General features: G+C 63.6%; 14 protein-coding genes. 7 read left to right on the top strand and 7 right to left on the bottom strand.

Annotated features, from left to right (window positions below):
- The first annotated feature begins 20 nt into the window (after positions 1-20).
- The 4 genes from ACQR1W_RS29895 to ACQR1W_RS29880 are packed head-to-tail and all read left to right on the top strand — an operon-like array spanning position 21 to position 3,214.
- On the top strand, positions 21-317 hold the full coding sequence (locus ACQR1W_RS29895; RefSeq protein WP_434854123.1) for a (2Fe-2S)-binding protein: 297 nt from the start codon (positions 21-23) through the stop codon (positions 315-317).
- Positions 314-1,729 (top strand): NAD(P)/FAD-dependent oxidoreductase, encoded by a 1,416-nt coding sequence (locus ACQR1W_RS29890; RefSeq protein WP_434854122.1) that lies wholly within the window; start codon positions 314-316, stop codon positions 1,727-1,729. Before ACQR1W_RS29895 ends, ACQR1W_RS29890 begins: the two co-directional genes overlap by 4 nt.
- On the top strand, positions 1,726-2,859 hold the full coding sequence (locus tag ACQR1W_RS29885; protein ID WP_434854121.1) for an NAD(P)/FAD-dependent oxidoreductase: 1,134 nt from the start codon (positions 1,726-1,728) through the stop codon (positions 2,857-2,859). Before ACQR1W_RS29890 ends, ACQR1W_RS29885 begins: the two co-directional genes overlap by 4 nt.
- 7 nt (positions 2,860-2,866) lie before the next feature.
- Positions 2,867-3,214, top strand: a complete 348-nt coding sequence (locus tag ACQR1W_RS29880; protein WP_434854120.1) for a RidA family protein — start codon at positions 2,867-2,869, stop codon at positions 3,212-3,214.
- Positions 3,215-3,324: 110 nt separating this feature from the next.
- Here the strand turns inward: ACQR1W_RS29880 and ACQR1W_RS29875 are convergent, their stop codons facing one another.
- Together ACQR1W_RS29875 and ACQR1W_RS29870 are read right to left on the bottom strand one after the other, a co-directional pair.
- A complete protein-coding gene (locus tag ACQR1W_RS29875) occupies positions 3,325-5,706 on the bottom strand; it encodes a purple acid phosphatase family protein (protein WP_434854119.1) in 2,382 nt (793 codons plus the stop codon).
- A 452-nt stretch (positions 5,707-6,158) separates the two neighbouring features.
- Positions 6,159-7,133, bottom strand: a complete 975-nt coding sequence (locus ACQR1W_RS29870; RefSeq protein ID WP_434854118.1) for a helix-turn-helix domain-containing protein — start codon at positions 7,131-7,133, stop codon at positions 6,159-6,161.
- 217 nt (positions 7,134-7,350) lie between these two features.
- On the opposite strand from ACQR1W_RS29870, the gene ACQR1W_RS29865 reads away from it, so the two are divergent.
- Positions 7,351-8,169: a winged helix-turn-helix domain-containing protein gene (locus tag ACQR1W_RS29865; protein ID WP_434854117.1), complete on the top strand. Its 819-nt coding sequence runs from the start codon at positions 7,351-7,353 to the stop codon at positions 8,167-8,169.
- 240 nt (positions 8,170-8,409) lie between these two features.
- Here ACQR1W_RS29865 and ACQR1W_RS29860 read toward each other — a convergent pair whose 3' ends face one another.
- Entirely contained in the window at positions 8,410-9,363 is a 954-nt protein-coding gene (locus tag ACQR1W_RS29860) for a proline iminopeptidase-family hydrolase (RefSeq protein WP_434854116.1), read from the bottom strand.
- A 351-nt stretch (positions 9,364-9,714) separates the two neighbouring features.
- Between ACQR1W_RS29860 and ACQR1W_RS29855 the strand changes: the two genes are divergently transcribed.
- On the top strand, positions 9,715-9,960 hold the full coding sequence (locus tag ACQR1W_RS29855) for a hypothetical protein (RefSeq protein ID WP_008972896.1): 246 nt from the start codon (positions 9,715-9,717) through the stop codon (positions 9,958-9,960).
- A gap of 57 nt (positions 9,961-10,017) precedes the next feature.
- Here the strand turns inward: ACQR1W_RS29855 and ACQR1W_RS29850 are convergent, their stop codons facing one another.
- On the bottom strand, positions 10,018-11,739 hold the full coding sequence (locus ACQR1W_RS29850; protein WP_434854115.1) for a tannase/feruloyl esterase family alpha/beta hydrolase: 1,722 nt from the start codon (positions 11,737-11,739) through the stop codon (positions 10,018-10,020).
- A gap of 240 nt (positions 11,740-11,979) precedes the next feature.
- Entirely contained in the window at positions 11,980-12,243 is a 264-nt protein-coding gene (locus tag ACQR1W_RS29845) for a GlsB/YeaQ/YmgE family stress response membrane protein (RefSeq protein ID WP_008972894.1), read from the bottom strand.
- Positions 12,244-12,518: 275 nt separating this feature from the next.
- Here ACQR1W_RS29845 and ACQR1W_RS29840 point away from each other — a divergent pair, with 275 nt between their 5' ends.
- Positions 12,519-12,872: a hypothetical protein gene (locus ACQR1W_RS29840; protein ID WP_434854114.1), complete on the top strand. Its 354-nt coding sequence runs from the start codon at positions 12,519-12,521 to the stop codon at positions 12,870-12,872.
- Between the two features lie 267 nt (positions 12,873-13,139).
- On the opposite strand, the gene ACQR1W_RS29835 is transcribed toward ACQR1W_RS29840, so the two are convergent.
- Together ACQR1W_RS29835 and ACQR1W_RS29830 are read right to left on the bottom strand one after the other, a co-directional pair.
- The gene (locus ACQR1W_RS29835; protein ID WP_434854113.1) at positions 13,140-14,402 is read right to left on the bottom strand and encodes a vanadium-dependent haloperoxidase; all 1,263 of its coding nucleotides are present in this window, start codon (positions 14,400-14,402) and stop codon (positions 13,140-13,142) included.
- Between the two features lie 419 nt (positions 14,403-14,821).
- On the bottom strand, positions 14,822-17,215 hold the full coding sequence (locus tag ACQR1W_RS29830; protein WP_434854303.1) for an ATP-binding protein: 2,394 nt from the start codon (positions 17,213-17,215) through the stop codon (positions 14,822-14,824).
- Positions 17,216-17,496: the final 281 nt, after the last annotated feature.

The following is a 17,496-nucleotide window of genomic DNA, read 5'->3' as shown; positions in this document are numbered from 1 at the left end:
ATACGGGCGCGGAGATGACGATGTTCAAACGGGCTGAAGGTGACACCAGGAGATCGGTGACGATCCATGTCGAGGGCAGGGCGATCGAGGCGCGCGAAGGCGACAGCGTGTCGGCGGCGCTGCTCGCCTCGGGCCTCGATGCGCGGCGTGCCACTGCCGTCAGCGGCGCGAAGCGATTGCCTTATTGCATGATGGGCGTCTGCTTCGACTGTCTCGTTACCATCGACGGCGTCGGCAACCGCCAGGGCTGCCTGGTCCCTGTCGCGGACGGCATGCAGATCGAGATCCAGAAGGGCAAGCGGGAGATCGGCAAATGAGTGCGCCGAAACGAGAGCAATACGACCTCGTGGTCATCGGCGCGGGCCCGGCGGGCCTCGCCGCGACCGCGAGCGCGGCCGGCGCGGGACTGTCGACCCTGCTGCTCGATGAGAACGCCGGCCCCGGCGGCCAGGTCTGGCGCGCGATCAGCTCGACGCCGGTGACGCGGGAGGCCGTGCTCGGCGCCGACTACTGGTCCGGCGCGGAGCTCGCGAAAGCCGCGCGCGACAGCGGGGCCGAGATCATCCATCGCGCCACCGTCTGGAGTCTCGACCGCAATCTCGAGCTCGGCGTGTCCGTCGGCGGCGGCTCGGCCTTCATCAAGGCCAAGCGTGTCATCATCGCAACCGGCGCACTGGAGCGGCCGTTTCCGATTACAGGCTGGACCTTACCCGGCGTGATGACCGCGGGCGCGGCGCAGACCATGCTGAAATCTTCCGGCCTGGTGCCGGACGGCCGGACCATCATCGCGGGGCAGGGGCCGCTGCTTTGGCTGTTGGCGGCACAGATCCTGCGCCTTGGCGGCTGCATCGATCGCGTGCTCGATACTACGCCACGCGCCAACTACATGGCCGCGCTGCCCCATGCGTTCGCCTTCATGACCTCGCCCTATTTCATGACGGGTCTCGCGATGATGCGCGAGGTCCGGGCCAAGGTGCCCGTCGTCAAAGGCGTCACCGAGCTTGCCGCTGCCGGCGATGGCAAGCTCGCGAGCGTCAGCTACGTCGCTGGCAGCAAACGCGAGACGCTGCCGGCAGATCTCCTGCTGTTGCACCAGGGCGTGGTGCCCAACGTCAATCTGGCGATGGCGGCCGGGGTCGAGCATCGCTGGAACGAATTGCAGCTGTGCTGGACGCCGGTGCTCGATGCCGACGGCAACAGCTCCGTGCAGGGGATCGCGATCGCCGGTGATGGTGCAGGGATCGGTGGCGCGCAGGCCGCGGTCTGGCGTGGTCGGATTGCCGCCCGCGCCGCAATTGCAGCGCTTGCACCCACGGCACTGGCAAAGCTCGATCCGATTGCCGCTCTGCGCACCGGGCTTGTCCGCGCCGAGCGCGGCCGCGCCTTTCTCGATACGCTGTTTCAGCCGCCAAAACAGTTTCGCATTCCCAAGGGCGACACCATCGTCTGCCGTTGCGAGGAGATCACGGCCCAGGACATTCTCGATTCCGTCGCGATCGGCGCGACCGGTCCGAACCAGCTCAAGGCCTATCGCCGTACCGGCATGGGCCCGTGCCAGGGCCGGCTCTGCGGCCTCACCGTCACCGAGCTGATGGCGGAGGCGCGCGGCAAGAGCCCGCAGGAGATCGGCTACTACCGACTGCGTGCGCCGGTGAAGCCGATCATGCTGTCGGAACTCGCGGCCTTGCCGAAGAGCGACGAAGCCACCAAAGCCGTGGTGCGCGGATGATCATAACAAAGGATGCCATCATCATCGGTGGCGGCATCCATGGCTGCTCCACCGCTCTGCATCTCTGTCTCGCCGGGGTGAAGCCCGTGCTGATCGAGAAGGACTATGCCGGCCGTCATGCCTCCGGCGTGAATGCCGGCGGCGTGCGCCAGCTCGCGCGCGACGTCGCTGAGATTCCGCTCTCGATCCGCTCGATGGGGATCTGGGAAAACGTCGCCGACCTGGTCGATGACGACTGCGGCTTCGAGAGCCACGGCCAGGTGCTGGTCGCCGAGAACGAGGTCGAGCTCGCGGCGTCTCGCGCGCGCGTGGCTGACCTGAATGCGCGCGGGTTCACCCATGAGGAGCTGATCGACGGCGCCGAGTTGCGCCGGCTGGTGCCGGCTGTCGCCGAGAGCTGTCCCGGCGGCGTGGTGTCACGGCGTGACGGTGCCGCACAGCCGGCGCGCACCACGACAGCCTTCCGCCGCAAGGCCGAGGGGCTCGGCGCGAGGATCATCGAAGGCGTGGCGGCGGCCAATGTGCGCAAGGAGGACGGCCTCTGGCGCGTCGATGTCGGCGCGGAGACCTATGCCGCGCCGGTGCTTGTCAATGCCGCCGGGGCCTGGGCCGGACGCATCGCAGCCGCGCTGGGCGAGCCGGTGCCGGTCGAGACCATCGCGCCGATGCTGATGATCACCTCGCCCGTCGCTCCCTTCATCGATCCGGTCGTGATCCTGCGCGGGCGTAAGCTCTCCTTCAAGCAGTTCAAGAACGGCACCGTGCTGATCGGCGGTGGCCATCTCGCCATGCCCTATCAGGATCGCAACGAGACCGTGCTCGACTGGCGCAAATTGTCCGAAAGTGCGGGCACGGTCTCCGAGCTGTTCGCGGTGATGCGCAACGCGACAATCGTGCGCGCTTGGGCCGGCATCGAGGCGCGCATGCGCGACGATATCCCGGTGTTCGGCCCCAGCGCGATTCACGACGGGCTCTATCACCAGTTCGGCTTCTCCGCGCACGGCTTTCAGCTCGGTCCCGGCGCCGGCGCCGTGATGGCCGAGCTGATCGTCAACGGCGGCACCCAGACCCGGATCGGCGGTCTCAGCATCGCCCGCTTCAGCAACCCATCCCCTTCACCATCCACATGAGGACATGATGACCATCACCCGCAAGATCCGCTCGGCCATCCATCACCGCATCGTCGAGGCCAACGGCTTCGTCTTCATCGGCGGCACCATCGCCGACGACACCAGCGTCTCGATGGGCGAGCAGACCCGCAACATTCTCGGCAAGATCGACGGCTTCCTGAAGGAGGCCGGCACCGACAAGTCGCGGGTTGTCAGCGGCCAGATCTTCGTCACCGATTTGTCGAAGAAGAAGGAAATGGACGTGGCCTGGACCGAGTTCTTCGGCGACGATCTGCCGACCCGCGCCACCGTCGGCGTCGCCGATCTCGGCGGCGGCGCGCTGATCGAGATCGTCGTCACAGCGCTCAAGGGCTAAGCGGCGAGCTTACCGCACCCAATGCGCCGGCGAGCGCGAAGCTCCAACAGGAGAGAGCGGATGGCCTCGACCATCCGCTCTCCGCGCGCTGAGGGTCTCGCGACCGAGGCTTAGTCGCGATCAAGATTGCCGGTGAGCTGTCGAATCTGATTCTCGACACGGTCGCGGATGGCGTCGTAGTCATAATCGCGGTCGCGGTTGCGATCGCAATCGACTTCGACCGGCTGGGCAGTCGCCGAGCGCAGCTTGCCGCGGATGTGGTGGCTTTCGACCGGCAGGTCGAGCACCACGCTGTCGCCGGCCGCGATGCGGCCGAGCGTCACGATCAGCTCATCGTCGACCATGTTGTGCGTCTCGTCGATCGGTCCGGAATAGGAGCCGGCCTCCAGCACGAGCTGGGCGCCGTTCAGCGCATATTGTGAACGGTTCTTGACCTTCAGCTTCAGCCCGTTGCCCTGGTGATGGATCAGCTGCACCGCAACCTGGTCGCCGAGATCAGGCTTTTCGATGGTCCATTTGTCGAGCAGCACGGAGGGGCCGTCCTGGCTCGGCGTGACCACCTGGCCGGTCGCGGGATCGATCACCGTGTCCGGCACCGGATCCTTGATCGGCTTGCCATAATAATCGCGACCGTAAGGCGCCGGGGAGGCCGTTGTGGCCGACGAGGTCGCAAGCAACGGCTCGCTGACCTGGTAGTGCGTCAGCTTGTTGCCGTCGACCACGATATGGCCGAAGGAGAATACCTTGGCCTTGAAGTTAACCGTGATCTTCGGGCCCTGGCCGGCGCCGCTGACGAACGGCTTCATTTCCGCGGTGGTGAGGTGGGTGTCGAGCCAGGAGGCCGGCCCTTGCGGATAGGTGTTGCCGTCGCCGACCTGCACGCTGCCCGTCGCCGAATCGTCCTGGTCGAGACCGGAACCTGAGCCGCGCGGGTTGACTTCGTCGCCGTCGAAGTCGCGATTGCCGCCTGCGCCTTCGACGACATGGAGGACGCCGTCCGGCACGCGCGTCTTCACGCCGTCGAACGCCGTGTCGATCGACACCGCCTCAGGTCCGGTGGCGGTCGGAACGCCTGCGACGGTGGCGCCGGCGCGCAGCGGGAATGTGCGCTGATAGTTGTGCTCGTGGCCGTTGTAGACGATGTTCACGCCATGATCCTCGAGCAATTTGCTGATCTGACGCATCTGATTGTTGCGCAGCGTGGCGTAGCCCGAGGAGAAGGCCGGGTGATGATAGACCACGATCTTCCAGGGCTTGTTCGAGCCGTCCAAATCGTTGATCAGCCAGTCGCGCAGGATCTTCGGATAGGCCGGGAATGCCGCCGGCGGATTGGCGTAGACCGCCGAATAGTCGAGCTGGCCGTTGAACACATGGGGATTGGAGTCGAGGAAGACGAAGTGGGCATTGCCGTAATCGAACGAGTAGTTGCTCATGTGGTCGATCTGGCGCTTGATGCCACGGCCGGCATCGACGGCGGTCGAGGCACGGAAAGCCTCGGCGGCGGCCGGCGAAGAATAGCTGGTGCCGTTGTAGGAGAATTGGAAACCGGTCTGGCTCGAGCTGTTGGTGTTGCCGTTCAGCACAAAGCCCGGATCGACGCCCGCCGGCCCGTTCAGCGGGAACGAGTAGAGATTGTAGTAGGCAAGCGCGTCGCCGCCGCCGGTCTGGCCCTGATAGAGGGCCGCGCTCGATGTCGTCGCCAGCATGTTCACGTAGTCGCCGCTTCCGCCGACGTCGTGGTTTCCGACCACGATGTAGTTCTGCAGCGAGCGGATGAACGGAGCGCCGCGGTCCACGCTGTCGACGTCGCTGTTCCAGACCGGCATCCAGTAGTCGCGATAGCTCTGCTCCGAGCCGGTGTTGTAGACGTTGTCGCCGGTATTGAGCGCGAACTCGCCGGACGGCCGTGCCGGCTCGCCCGGCAGCGTGATCTTGCCCGAATTGTACATCAGATGGACGATGCGGGCGAAATAGTCGGTCAGCATCGTTGAATTGGCTTGTGTTGGGAAGAAGCCTTCGTCGCCCATCACCATGAACGAGAATTTGCTGCCGGTCTTGCGGGTCAGAAATTGCGCCTGGAATCCGCCGGCGGGAAGACCGGGGCCGGTCACGCGATAGGTGTAGGCCGTGTTCGGGTTCAGATTGTGCAACACGGCCGTGTAGGTGGTGTGCGCGCCATAGGCACCCGGCGGCACCGGCAGCGCCGGATCGGCGGCAAGATAATTGTCGACGATGCGCGCGTGGGGCTGCACGGTCGAGAGCTGCCGGGGCGCAATGCCGAACTGGACCTGATAGGCCGACGGATTCGGCACTTTCTCATCGGTCTGCCAAGTGACGACCACCTGGTCGCGTCCGCCGAGCGGGCCGAGATCGCCGGGCTGAATGTAGGGTGCGTAGGTGACCTTCGCTGCGAGCGCAGGGGAGGCGAGCACGAGCGCGGCAAGCGAGATGGACGCCAGCGCAAGGCGCCGACGTGAATTGAGAGCAGGCATGGACAACTCCTGAGGAGCCAAACGGCGACGGGGACAGTGCAGGAATGCGCGAGAAAATCGCGGGCGTGCTCTAGGGTTTCGGCGTCACCGGGCGATGACGACCTTACGAAAAGTTCATTAACTGCGGATGGCCGTTTGATGATGGAATCGTTGCACGCACATGTGTGACAATTCGTGGTTGATCAGGCGCCATCCGGCTTTTTGGCGATTTGGCAAAAGCTTAAGCCTGGCCTGCGCCGCCGCTTTCGGCGTCTCGCATCACAACCTCAGGCTGGCTGTTTCCAAGACATCGCTGCCGTCGGCGCGGAGGCTCCAACGTGCACTTGTTGCGAAGCATTCCCGTGTCGCCGTGACCAGCAATGGCACGTCGAGGGTTCATGCCGATCTCGCGGTCCGCCGCTACCATCTGCATATCCAACTGGGACGCGCCTTCAATCGCGCCAGCCGGCCATTCATCGACGACTGCGCAGGGCGCCAGGCGATACGCCATAAGCCGATTTGATGGCATGCGACAGGCTGGAGCTGTCGGGAAATCCGTTGCGGAGCGCGATCGTCGTGAGCGGCGTTGCCGCGGACGGATCGCTCTCGATCTCGCGTTTCGCCTGCGCCAGCCGGACCATGCGGATGAACGCGGCGGGTGTCACCCCGCTCTCGGCGAAACGGTTATAGAGCGAGCGGCGGGACAGGCCGAGGTCATGCGCCAGCCGCTCTGGCGTGTAGCTGGGGTCGGCGATGTTCTGCTGGATCAGCGAGCGCGCCCGGTACAGGCTCGGGGCGATCTGGTCCGACGGCGGCTCCAGGGGCTCGCGCGTCGCGGAACGGGTCACCAGTTCGAACAATGAATGCACCGCGAGTTCGCTGGTGCTGTCATGACCAGGCTGGCGCAACAGGGCCATCAAGCCGGCGCGTGCCGCCGCGGCCGCGTTGCTGCAGCCGAGGCGCAACTCGGTCGCGCCACACTCGACGAGATCGCGCCAGGTCGGATCGGCGCCGCGATGGACTCGCAGCACCAAGCATTCGTAATCGTCGCTGCCGGTCAGAACACAATCCGAAGCATGGCGCATCAGCAAGGCCTGGCCAGCCTTGATCGACAGCCGCCTGTTGCGGTTCTCAAAGGCCATGGATCCGCTCAGCTGCCAGATCAGCTTGACGGTCTCGCCGAATCCGAGCGCATTGGCCTGTGCGATCGATGCTTCGCCGGTCCACTTACCGGAACGGAGATAGGTGATGTGATGGGCGCCGATCCGGCGATCGGAAATCTCGATGATGCTGCGCGGCGGGGCATCGAACAGCACGTAAGGAAAGGCTTGAGCGAGACGTTCGCGAAGCCCTTTGCCGAGCTGGCGCGCGTTGTTCACCCGTGCCTTCCGATCCAACGGCAAGCCGTCGGACTCGACGGCTGAAACACGGGCATCTTGTTCGAGCATGTGCGACCTGACTCACGCGGCCGGTGATGATGACAGGTGCAGATCGTTGCCTCAGTTTTGATCAACCGGCAAGCCAATTCCATGAGAGCAACGGGTGCCTCGATTGCGAAGGGCGGCATCAAAATATGCACGCCTTGACAATCCGCTGCACGAGGTGACAAGCGGCCTTGGTCGCGCCGTGATCAATCGGCGGCAACGCAACTTCGAAGAGGTGGTGATGATGTATCACGATCGGCGTTGCCTGCAGAATCTGCCGAAGCACATCGGCAAGAGCAGCAACTCGGAAGCAGGGGCCGATTTGCTCGACGATGTCGTGGTCGTTACGGACGATGGCGATTTCCGTGACCGCGTCATCTCCTTTCTCGACGGGCGCGTTCGCAGCCTCTCGCCGGCACAGTGGTCGGATGACCTGGCGTCGCTGCTCAAGCGCGAGCCGCTGGGCCTTGTTCTGATCGATCTTTGGCCCGTGGTCGCGGACCGGCTCGACCAGCTGCGCTGGATCAGGTCGCAGGTCGCCGTTCCCATCATTGCGACCGGAAGCCGGCTCGAGGCCGCCGACCGCATTCTGGCGCTGGAGCTTGGGGCCGACGCCTGTATCGCGAAGACAAGCGAATTGCAGGAGTTCTGGGCGACCGCGCGCGCCCTGCGCCGTCGCGAGTGCTTGGCGCGCCAGACCTATGCTCCTGCCGCCGAACGCGGCGTCGATCGTTTCAACGGCTGGACGCTGAACCGCGCGTCGCGCGCGCTGATCGATCCCGAGGGCAAGACAGTGACGCTCAACCGGACGCATCACGCGCTGCTGGCGGCGTTTCTCGACGCGCCGGGACGAACCTTGACGCGGCTGCAGCTGTCGCAGGCGACGCGCCTACGCACCGACATTTCCGACCGGACCATCGACGTGCAGGTGCTGCGACTTCGGCGCATCCTGGAGAGAACATCGGCCGAGGGTCCCGTCATCGAAACCGAGCGCGGCGTCGGCTACCGGTTCGTCGCGTCCGTCCAGCGCGACGACGGCCTGCTCCGCAAGCCGCGCTGAACGCGCATCTCCAAACGATCGGACCAGGGGGCGCGGATCTGGCGCTCGCGCTCCTACCTGCCGCGCGATCGCTGTTCGGAGCTCCGCGCGTGGCGCGCTTCAGATATTCGCTAAGCTCACGGCGAGCGCGCGCTGCGAATTCTGACCAAACTACATGAGAAAATAAGTTTTTCAGCCCTTCGAATCCGAGCTTCGCTTTCAGGAACGCTGCGACAGCGAGCGAACCTCGGAAAGCGGGGCTTACGCCTTGTTCGACAGGAATCCCCGCAAGATCCAATTGTAGCTCTCCGGCTGCTCCAGCATCGCCAGATGGCGCGCCTTGGGCATCACGACCAGATGCGCATTCCTGATCCCGCGCTGAAGCGTGAGATGGCAGTCGAGCGTCACCTCGTCCATTTCCCCGGTGAGCGCCAGGGTCGGGACATCGATCGCCGCAAGCGAGCTCTCCCGGTCCCAATCCCGCAACGTGCCGGTCACGGTGAACTCATTGGGGCCGTTCATCGCCGCATAGGTTCTCGAGGTCGAGATGTTCTCGATCGTCTTGGCGAAGCGGTGTGAAGGCCAGCTGTCGTGATAGACATGGGCGTCGAGAAACGCCTGCACGATCTCCTGATATTCGAGCGTGTCGGTCTTGCCGGCGGCTTCCAGCTCACGACGCCTGGCGTCGAGCCCGCCCGGCATCCGCGACAGCAGCTGCAACGCGCCGGCCACGAATTGCCGCGTCGAGGCCGAGGTTCCCGCGAGCACCAGCGCCTCGACCTTGGCCTGGTCGCCGCGCTGGGCGAGATATTCCTGCGCCAGCCATCCGCCCCAGGAATGGCCGTAGAGAATGACCCGGTCCAGGCCGAGATCGGCGCGTAACAGGTCGATCTCCTGCACGAAATGATCGACGGTCCACAGGGCGGCCGAATCAGGCTTGTCGGAGCGGCCGCATCCCAGCTGGTCATAGAAGATCACGGGACGTTGATCGGCGATCGCCGACAACGGCTCGAGATAATTGTGTCCGGCGCCCGGGCCGCCGTGGAGCAGCAGCAAGGGTGTGCGCGGGCCGGCGCCTGCGATCTTCCACCAGATCCTGCCATGGGGAGTCTGCGTGGTGCCCTCGCGCGCACCCGCAACCGTCGTGGCCGCCAATGCAGCTGCGGTCGGCAATGCGGCCGCGCCCAGGAGAATTTCTCTTCGCGTGATGGTCATGACGCTGTCACATCGCACAGCGTGGGTTCGGTTCGAATCTGTGCGAGCTGCAACTTAGTGCGTGGCCGCGCATCCGCAACGCGGATCGGGCTACAAATGAAACAGATGGATGCGTTGCCCGGCTGTTGATGTCGGCTTGATGCGTTGGGGCCACGGTCCGAATGGCACAGCAGGCCGCGTCCACCTTGTCAGATCCAGGTGTAACCACCCCGCTTACAGCGGCAACCGTTTTCCGGATGCTTGAAATCGCTCGGTCATTCGCAGGCTTCAGAACGTCACCATCCACCACGCGATGGAGAGCTACCAATGACTCGCATCCCGCAAAATGGGGACAGATCCAGGCACAGGCTGATGAAGACGTTCCTGCTGGCGATGTTGCTCAACGCCCGTGCCGCGGCCGCCCAGACGGTGACACCGACTGTGATGCCGCCCGCGTCCGTGACGATGTCGGACCCGTTGTCGCCGCGCACCGCACCGGTCGGCCACCGCCAGCCCGGCGTGAAGGACGTGACCTTCGACGAGGCCAGCATGATCGAACGCATCGATGCGGAGAGCGCGGCGCTCGACCGCAAGCTCAGGATCTGCCGGGGATGCTGAGCGGCGAGGCACTGCGCCTGCTGCCCCGGCGATGGTCCCGCCGGGGCAGCGCGCCCCTCATGGCCCGTATTGCGGGGCCGGCATCTCGTTGAAGTCGTGCTCATCGGCAACGCAGGTGAAGTTCGCCGCGACGCTGGTGCTGCCGCTGCCATTGTATTTCGCGACCTTGGGGAACAGGCAGAGTGGCCGCGTCATCTGCACGCCCTGCGCAGGCGTGTCGTTGACGAACTTGGTCGCCAGGATCGTCTCCGGCGCGACGCCCTTTTCGACCCAGTTGACGAGCGGGGTGAGCGCGTCGAACGTGTTCGGCCCGGGACCGCCCGAGCAGTGATACATGCCGGGGGCCATGAACAGCCGGGCGTAGCTTTGAGTCTCCCTCAGCGCGGGATCGTCAAGGCCGAATCGCGCGGGCTGCGCGAAGCCGCGGCCGTCGCGCACCAGCGCATTGAAGTAGTTGATGCTCTCTTGCGACGGCAGCAGCGGATCAGCCCAGCCGTGATACATCAACAGCTTGCCGCCATGTTCGCGGAACTCGCTCAAGTCCGTACTGGTCGCGTTCAGCACGCCCTCGAGCTGAGTGTCCACCGTCTTGATGTCGTGGTGGAAGTCGAAATTGGCAAAATTGGTCGGGCTGGTCGGAATGCCGAAGCTCGCGCCGTAGACCCAGTAGAACAGGCCATCGAAGGCGGGCTCAGGAAGCTGCTCGGAGAGGACGAGCCCGAGCGCCAGCACGTTGTCGGACTCGGCGCCAGGCGCGACGCCGGGAACGACGATCTCCTTGGTCACGGGATCGACCGTGCCGACATAGTAGTTGCGCATCGTGGTGACCTGGTCTGGGGTCAGACAGGCCGGCGGCACCTCGCCGCCCTTGCATTGCAGCACCTTGGGATCAAAGCGGCAGTCGCGCGGATCGGTCAGGAACTGGTCGGTCTTGGCGCCGCCGTCCTGGCCGACGCATTGCGCGATCACAGCCTTGTTGATCACAGGCATCTGCGCCGGCAGGATGAACCGCGTGGCGCTCGCATGGGCGTCTTGCCACAGCGACAGCGCTCCCATGTGCAGGTGTGTGCGGTTGAAGGCGGCGGCCCCGGCGACGATGCCGTCATAGTCGCGCGGGAAGCGCTGCGCCTCCATCAGCGCATTCTGGCCACCGGTCGAGCATCCCGCGAAATAGGCCCGGTTGGCGCCTTGCGGATAGAACGCTTTGACGACCTCCTTGCCTCGCACCGTCATTAGGTGGATCGCGCGATAGCCGAAATCCTTGATCCGTTCGGGGTGTCCGAACAGTCCGGTCGACGGATTGGCCGGGTCGCCGAAGGCTGCGGCGAGTTGATTGCCCTGGTTGCCGTCGGAGCCGCAGAACAGCGGATTGCAGCCGGCTGAGCCGGTGCCGAGATCGGTGTTGGCAGTGGCGTAGCCGGTCTGGATACCGATCGCGAGCTCGGAATAGGTGATGACGCCTTGAAAGCCGCCGCCGCCGGTGCCGAGGAAGCGTCCGTTCCAATTGTTCTCCGGCAGCCAAACCTCGATCTTGATATTGGAGTCGGCCGTCGGCGTCAGCGTCGCAGTCACGCGGCAGAACGGCGGCAGCCCGGTGATCGGCGCAGCGCCCGGCGGCGTGAAGGTCCCGCCGGTGACATCGGTCGCCGAGGTGATCGTGGTGTGCACCAGGTTGAGCGTCTGCAGATTGGTGCACGGCGACGCCGCCGCAGGCGTACTGGCCAGCGCGAACAGGGCCAATAGGCCCGACCCCGCCCCGACGAGATAGGCTCGATGCATGATAGTCCTCCCCGGATCATTATGTTGTGTAGGACGATCATGCTAACCCGCGCCGCATAACCGGTCGATGACCATCTGAGGTTGCTGCGATGCGAAACGCTGGTGTGCCAGGTGAGGGAGCAGGTGAGGGAGCTTATCAGCTGCCGATCCCGTACCTGCGCGTCAGGGCGCCGCGGCCGAACCGAAGACGGCACGCGCCCGTTAGGCGCGCCTGCTGTAGACCTACTGACGGATGCTCGATCAGGCCCGCCCTTGGCGTCCCATCACCAGGCCGTAGACAAACAGCAAGATGATCGAGCCGACAATCGCGCCAATGAAGCCTGCGCTCTCTCCAGGTCTGTACCAGCCAACGGCTTGGCCAAGGTAGGTCGCGACGAACGCGCCGACGATTCCCAAAACCGTGGTGAGGATGAAGCCCTGGGGCTCTAACTTGTCGCCGGGCATGATGAATTTGGCGATCACTCCGACAATAAAGCCAATGATAATCGTCCAGATAATGCCCATACATCTCCTCCGTTGGCTTCGGCAGCAGACTTTCCGGGATGGAGATCTGCTGGCTGTTCCTACCCTTACTCGACGCTACTACCCGACGCGATCGACCGGAAGTGGGTGCCACCAGCTTCGGATCGCACGGGCACACGCTCATAGCGCAGCGAACGACCCCGGCCTCCGTTGGGGGGTGGATGGCCGGGGTCGCCGAGGGCTGCGGCGCGCAAAAGGGGGCTTGAGCGCGCCCGCAAGGTACAGATGGGCAGCAGCGCCTGACCTAGGTTTGATTTATGTCAACGATTCCCACCGCTCTTAGGGCTGCAGAAGAAAGGGGATCGGGGAAGGCTTTCACCGTCATTGCAGCAGGTCTGGAGCTACAGATGTGGGTCCTGATGTACGTCTTTTCCTACTCAGTCAGTCCAGCGGCGACAAACGATCGGGCGGATTGGAGGCTTATGCCAACGGTGGTGTTTCAAGAGTTCCCAAACGAAGAACGATGCAGAACCGCCAAATCGACGCTCGAGGGCAGCCTCAAGGACGCAGGGGCGAGACTGAGAAGTGGTCTGGAGGACTTGAAGAGCTTGGGCAAGTCCGACCCGGCCCAGATCATCATTGCCTATAATGTGGAATGCCTTCCAAAATGAGAGGCGGCTGCTGACAGTTGGTGCAACCTGCCGCCGCCGCTGTTCACGCGCTCACAAGCTTGTGTCCTCGTACTTTGTCAGAGCTCGTCAAAGAGAGTGCATCCCGGCTTCGCATGGTTACCGGAGATCGCCGGCGAATGGAGCTAGGTCCTACTCAAGTCGCCCGCAAAGCGCTTCCCGGCTGGCTCAACTTCTGAGGCGCCCGCCGGGATACTCCTACGCTTGTTGCGTTCACAAGAACGACCCCTGTGACAGCAACGATGGTTCTTAACGTCCCGCGGTCTGGGCCGGCTGCATGACGTTACCGACAACGTATTCACCGATCTTCAGACCCATATCCGTGCCGACGCGAGTCGAGAATCGGTAGTGGAAGCCAGCACAAATGCGAGCATTTGCAACCTCATCGGCGAAAGCCGTCATATTGGTGTAGCGATGGGTCACGCCGGGCGCAGCAGGACTCGTGATCGCGATCTCCGGAATGTCCTCGGTTCCGAGTGCCGCCTTGACAATGCCCGCGATCGTGCCGCTGAGGATGCAATGCGCGCAGGGGTATTCCGGGTGCATCGGCGTATTCTCGATCGGCTGCCAGCTCGCCTCGCGCTCCGTGAGGTCGTTGCCATCAATATCGCCGTTGCGAATGGCCGTGATTGGGCGCCAGAAGTTGTAGTGATACTTGGCGTCGAACACAGCGATGAGCGCATCGTTGAGGCCGACAGAGGCGAGCGCCATGAACCGCGCGCTTTCGCTGATACTCATCTTTTTGGCAATGACGAGCTGACGTACGAAGGGATGATAAGCGGGTGGACCAACCATGAGCCAGAACCGGGCGTTCTCTGTCTGTTGAGGCGAACGCTTTGCACTGGTCCTGCCGCCATAGTCCTTGATCTCGTTGTAGTCGGTTGCCCATTCCTTGCTCGACAGTGCAACCGGCGCATCTGGCCGGAATTGCGATGCCGAGGTCATGGCAAACGGCTTCACCTTCGACCAATTCGAGCCCGCGGTGATCGCGGTCGGCACATACACGCCCGGCGACGTTCTAGGCCGGTACTCGTCGACGGCATCATGGCCATCGTTTGCGCGGGCATCCAAGATCTTGGCAGCAACGGCCAGGCCGAGTTTGACGCCATCCGCTTTGGCCGCGTCATCGTCACGAATGGACGCGAGATAGCTCGCGAGGGCGTCTTTCATCGCGCTTGCGGATTTTGCATCAATCGCCGCCAGGATTGTCGCCGCAGCGGCCGCCGCTGCGGCGTCCTTCGAGGTGGCGCGGTCCGCGGGTAGTTGCACGACATATGGTTGGTAGCGTCGCTCGATCGAATTGACTGCATCGAACATCGCGGCGTGGACCATTCCCATTGTTCGCTCTGCTGCGTAGACCGTCTGCGACACGCCAGCGGCCCCCGCGGGCATGACGACAGCGACGGCCTTCTCGTCCCAGTCGGTGATGACGTTCGCGCTTGCCGAAATGGAAACGCCGATGGCAAGCCAGGCACTTGGTATGATGGCGGATGCCAAATGGCTCAAACGCATGTGTGCCTCCTTGAGCCTGTTGCAGATGTGGGGGAGATCACGCAAGGCCAGACGGCCGTGACAGCGCGCGAGCGAATGGTGCCGCCCGGAAGCATAAACAAAGTTATGTCGTTCGGTCCGGTGAGTCGCCATCTGCTTCCCTGCCAGAACTGACGACCTTGCGCTTGGCTTTAAAATATCACAACTCGGGTAAGCGGTAATGTGAACCTGTTCACGTCGCGGCGTTTGGTCGCGAGCACGGAAACAGCAGGGGGTAATGGAGGCCGGCGACGCCGGAACATCAATGGGCTAGACGGTCTGAGTAAGGCGACGTGATTCATTGCATTGCTTGACGTCGCAGCTGCTAACAAGCTGATATGAGCAGCGTGCAGCGCCAGCAATGGATCGGCTTTCATCTGCCCCGGAGTTACCGTGCGGGATCATGCTCCCAACGCCTTGCGGATTCTCTGCGACAGCTCCGCTTTGCGATAAGGCTTTTTCAGCAAATTGACCCCGGGCTCAAGATGCCCCTCCTGCGAGATCGCGTTGTCGGTATAGCCTGACGTGTAAAGCACTTTCGTCCGGGGGCGACGCCTGAGAACCGCATCCGCCAATTCTTGGCCATTGATTCCACCGGGCATGATCATGTCGGTGAACAAGAGATCGAATTGAGCACCTTGGTCGACGAGCGCCAGTGCTGCCGCTCCATCGTCCGCGACCAGCGTCTTGTATCCCAGGCTGCCAAGCTGGGCGATCGCACAGCCACGCACCAGCGCGTCGTCCTCCACCACGAGGATCGTCTCGTGCCCACCGAGCACTGTGGGCGCCGCCACCGATTCCGCTTTCATCACGGACTGCCCTGCAAATCGCGGCAAATAGAGCTTGACCACCGTCCCGCGGCCTTCCTTGCTGTCGATGGTGACTGTTCCGCCGGTCTGCCGCGCAAATCCATAGACCATGCTCAGCCCCAATCCAGTGCCGCGGCCAACGCCCTTGGTGGTAAAAAATGGCTCGAACACGCGATCACGGATATCGGCGGGGATACCTTGGCCAGTATCGGCGACCGCAATCACCACGAACTCGCCGGGCTTTATCTCGCCATTGTCGGGCACATCGGCGTCGTCAAATCGCGCATTGGCAGTCTGCAGCGTAAGCTTGCCGCCGTCGGGCATGGCGTCGCGGGCATTGACGGCGAGATTGACGATGGCGGCCGAAAGCTGTGAGGGGTCGGCAAGCGCGAGCCAGGCCTCGCGCGCGAGCACTGTTTCCATTTCAACGTGCTCGCCCAGGATCGGTCTGAGCAGCTTGGTCGTCTCGGCCACGAGGTCGTTGACATCGATCTCGCACGGCTCCAGCGGCTGGCGGCGCGCGAAGGTCAGGAGTTGCGAGGTGATCTTGGCGCCACGCGTGGCCGCATCATCGATGAGTTGGGCAATCGCAGCGAGTTGTGGCCGGTCCGCCACGCCGTCCTGAATGATGTCGATCGTGCCGGTAATAACGGTAAGGACATTGTTGAAGTCGTGCGCAACACCGCCTGTCAGCTTTCCGATTGCATCCATCTTCTCGGATTGGCGCAGCCGTTCCTCCGCCACGCGCTGCTTGGTCAGGTCGGTTGCGGTTCCGCGATAGCCAAGGAAACGACCGTCCGCGGCAAAAACGGGTTTGCCGTTGACGCTGACGTGCCGCGGCCGGCCGGCCCGATCGCGGCTGAGATACTCGAAGTTCCGGAACGGCTCATGCCGATCAAGCATGGCCATGTGCTCACGCCATCTCTGCGGCTCGGCCGTGGTGTCGGCCGCCGCATCGATCCGGCGCTTGCCGATCACTTGCTGCCGATCCAAACCGAAAGCGCCGAACTCCGACGAGAGATAGGTGAAGACGTGGTCCGGTCCGGTCTCCCAGAACCAGTCGGACGCGGTCTCGGCGTAATCGCGAAATCGTTGTTCGCTCGTATGCGCGTCCGCTTCCGCCTGCCGTCGAACGACAAGGTCGCGCTCGAGCTGCAGGTTAACCTGACGGAGTTCGCCATAGGCGCGCTCCAGCTTCGCACACATCCCGTTGAACGATTCAATGACCTTGTCCAGTTCATCGGCCGCGTGCGGCTGCCGCCGGTCCAGACGGAGCGGCGCAGGTGGCCGCGCCAGATTGTAGCCGCTGACAAACCCCGCAATGGCGGCGAGGTGGCGGGTAACCAGCCAGTGAAACACATAAAGGATGAAGAGCGAGACAAGAAATGTCTTGGCCGCCTGGCTCGCCAGGATCACCAGGGCCCTGGTCATCAATTGTCGATATACCTCAGTGAGCGTCGCTTCGACGTAGAGCACGCCGATCTGGCGATTAGCTCCGTGCATCACGTAGTAGACGGGATACTCGCGGGCTATGATTGACCTTGTGGACCGCTCGCCGACCGCAAAGCGGATCGGATTGGACCGATCGGCGATTTCGCGGATTTCGGCTGCCCGGATGTCGGGCAAGCGGAGAATCCCGTCGAGCTGCAGCTTCAACTGGTTTTGGTCGAGATTCCAAAGGCTCTGGCCGAGGCTGCCGAGATAGCTTCGGCCGATCTCGTCGAGCCGCGTCTCGATGATACTGACCTCCCGGTCGTAATCCAGGTAAAGCTGGACGGCTGTCAGCACCAGCGTCACGACCGAGCTGAAGAGCAGGACGGCCGCGAGAAGCCGGAAACCGATACTGCCGCGAAACGCTTGGATCCGCTCGGCGAGCCGCGGTCCAAGCAACAGGTTAGCGAGCGATGACTTGATCCTATTCAGGTCATCGTCCTCCGCAGCAGGCGCAGTCACGCGCTTGCCACCGAAATCACTGTCCTGGCCCATGCACCACTCCACCAAGGACTGCGGCACATTCCCAGTTCCGGCGCGCACGTCGCCGCCACAGCAGCGGTTACCTCCGCGTCTATCGACCTGACCTTCATGTCCCCGTTGCCGGCGCCCTGGCGAAGGCTGATCATTGGCGGTAAATTTGCGCCCGGCACCGGGAAGCAGGCCGAGACTAGCACCCCCATGCCAGAAGAGTATCGGTGAAAGTTGCCGAAGGGCCGTGCGTGGGCGCAGCCGGCGGATCGTTGCGGCAGTTCGCCCACAACTACCTTTGGTAG

Origin of the sequence: Bradyrhizobium sp. HKCCYLS1011, assembly GCF_051167795.1 — a bacterium.
In the GTDB taxonomy this organism is placed as follows: Bacteria; Pseudomonadota; Alphaproteobacteria; order Rhizobiales; family Xanthobacteraceae; genus Bradyrhizobium.
The sequence above is the reverse complement of the archived record's forward strand: the minus strand, read 5'-3'. Positions and strand labels throughout refer to the sequence as shown.

Bases quoted from the DNA above. Each gene is read 5' to 3' on its own strand.
- ACQR1W_RS29870 (WP_434854118.1), bottom strand. From the start codon at position 7,133: ATGCTCGAACAAGATGCCCGTGTTTCAGCCGTCGAGTCCGACGGCTTG.
- ACQR1W_RS29850 (WP_434854115.1), bottom strand. From the start codon at position 11,739: ATGCATCGAGCCTATCTCGTCGGGGCGGGGTCGGGCCTATTGGCCCTG.
- ACQR1W_RS29840 (WP_434854114.1), top strand. From the start codon at position 12,519: ATGTCAACGATTCCCACCGCTCTTAGGGCTGCAGAAGAAAGGGGATCG.
- ACQR1W_RS29890 (WP_434854122.1), top strand. From the start codon at position 314: ATGAGTGCGCCGAAACGAGAGCAATACGACCTCGTGGTCATCGGCGCG.
- ACQR1W_RS29895 (WP_434854123.1), top strand. From the start codon at position 21: ATGTTCAAACGGGCTGAAGGTGACACCAGGAGATCGGTGACGATCCAT.
- ACQR1W_RS29880 (WP_434854120.1), top strand. From the start codon at position 2,867: ATGACCATCACCCGCAAGATCCGCTCGGCCATCCATCACCGCATCGTC.
- ACQR1W_RS29865 (WP_434854117.1), top strand. From the start codon at position 7,351: ATGATGTATCACGATCGGCGTTGCCTGCAGAATCTGCCGAAGCACATC.
- ACQR1W_RS29835 (WP_434854113.1), bottom strand. From the start codon at position 14,402: ATGCGTTTGAGCCATTTGGCATCCGCCATCATACCAAGTGCCTGGCTT.
- ACQR1W_RS29860 (WP_434854116.1), bottom strand. From the start codon at position 9,363: ATGACCATCACGCGAAGAGAAATTCTCCTGGGCGCGGCCGCATTGCCG.
- ACQR1W_RS29855 (WP_008972896.1), top strand. From the start codon at position 9,715: ATGAAGACGTTCCTGCTGGCGATGTTGCTCAACGCCCGTGCCGCGGCC.
- ACQR1W_RS29830 (WP_434854303.1), bottom strand. From the start codon at position 17,215: ATGGGCCAGGACAGTGATTTCGGTGGCAAGCGCGTGACTGCGCCTGCT.
- ACQR1W_RS29875 (WP_434854119.1), bottom strand. From the start codon at position 5,706: ATGCCTGCTCTCAATTCACGTCGGCGCCTTGCGCTGGCGTCCATCTCG.
- ACQR1W_RS29845 (WP_008972894.1), bottom strand. From the start codon at position 12,243: ATGGGCATTATCTGGACGATTATCATTGGCTTTATTGTCGGAGTGATC.
- ACQR1W_RS29885 (WP_434854121.1), top strand. From the start codon at position 1,726: ATGATCATAACAAAGGATGCCATCATCATCGGTGGCGGCATCCATGGC.